Annotated in this window: 2 protein-coding genes; one reads left to right on the top strand and one right to left on the bottom strand. The window is 60.3% G+C overall.

Annotation, left to right across the window (positions count from 1 at the left end; genetic code table 11):
* Positions 1–461: diguanylate cyclase (locus tag EOA79_RS32100; RefSeq protein ID WP_128293697.1), on the top strand; the 461-nt coding region annotated here is incomplete at its 5' end.
* A 509-nt stretch (positions 462–970) separates the two neighbouring features.
* On the opposite strand, the gene rpmG is transcribed toward EOA79_RS32100, so the two are convergent.
* The gene (gene rpmG / locus EOA79_RS32110; RefSeq protein ID WP_040995604.1) at positions 971–1,138 is read right to left on the bottom strand and encodes a 50S ribosomal protein L33; all 168 of its coding nucleotides are present in this window, start codon (positions 1,136–1,138) and stop codon (positions 971–973) included.
* Positions 1,139–1,300: the final 162 nt, after the last annotated feature.

A 1,300-nucleotide genomic window follows, 5' to 3' on the forward strand; every position in this document is an offset into this window, starting at 1 on the left:
ACCTGGATAGCCATCTTGAGACGCTGTTCGACCGCGCCGTGGCGCGGCGGCGGCCGCTCTCGGTGATGATCACCGACCTCGACCGTTTCAAATCCATCAATGACGCCCATGGCCATGACGGCGGCGACGACGTTCTGCGTGAATTCGCCAGGCGGCTGCGCAAGAACGTGCGCGGCATCGATCTCGCCTGCCGCTTCGGCGGCGAGGAGTTCGTCGTGGTCATGCCGGATACCGACGGGCCAATCGCCGAGAAGGTGGCCGAGCGTATCCGCGCCGAGATCGCGCAGGCGCCCTTCGCAATCGGCAGCGATGGCAAGACGATCGAGGTGACGGTCAGCGTCGGCGTGTCATCGGTGCTGAGGGGAGCCGATACGGTCGCGGCGTTGATGAAGCGAGCCGACCTTGCGCTCTACGAGGCCAAGAGCGGCGGCCGCAACCGGGTTGTCGCCAAGGCCGCCTAATCCATGCCACCCAATGGTGCGCAGCAGTTTTGCCGCATCGACATGGACAAGACCAGAAGACTTAAGCGCGTTGCCTGAAATCGTTGCGCCGTGAAGCGGTTACGCACGGAAGCCCCAATTCCGCGTCAACCCGATAGGGTTAGGAATTTACCTTAATCCAAGCGATTCGGGAGCCGTGGTTAAGAAATGGTTGATTTTCATACGTTCTTGCGCAAATCTGCTTGGCATAGACCGAAGACGAAGCCGGCACGAGGGTAGACTGCCCGGCTCGATCCAAAAAATACCCCATGATGCTCAGGTCCGCCGCATCTCCTGGGTCCGTGGGGTCGGCCGGCCGGCGCTGGCACATAGTGGCCTCCTCGTACCGCTGCCAACCGCCGACCGGCCCCCTTTTTCTCATGCATGATTCAGCGTCAGGCAGCCGCGGGCTTTCTTGCTCGAGCGTCCGCCCGCTGAAAACAAAAACGCCGCCCCAAGGGGCGGCGTTCGGCATTTCAGGATAAACCGGATCACTTGATCTTGGTTTCCTTGAACTCGACGTGCTTCTTGGCAATCGGGTCGTACTTACGGAACGACAGCTTGTCCGTCTTGGTGCGGCTGTTCTTGCTGGTCACGTAGAAGAAACCGGTGTCGGCGGTCGACAGAAGCTTGATCTTGATGTTTGCGGCTTTGGCCATGATGTTCGTCCGTTAATGTTCGTGGAGTTTTGGCCGCTGGAGCACGGGGAAAACACCCGGACGCGGGAAACTTGGCGCGACACATAAAGAACGCGCCCGGAAAGTCAAGTCCAAGCGCCTTCTTGCCCCGTTTTGACGCGGCGGAACTCGCCGCGTCAAAAC

Source organism: Mesorhizobium sp. M1A.F.Ca.IN.020.03.2.1 (assembly GCF_004023205.1).
Taxonomy (GTDB): Bacteria; Pseudomonadota; Alphaproteobacteria; order Rhizobiales; family Rhizobiaceae; genus Mesorhizobium.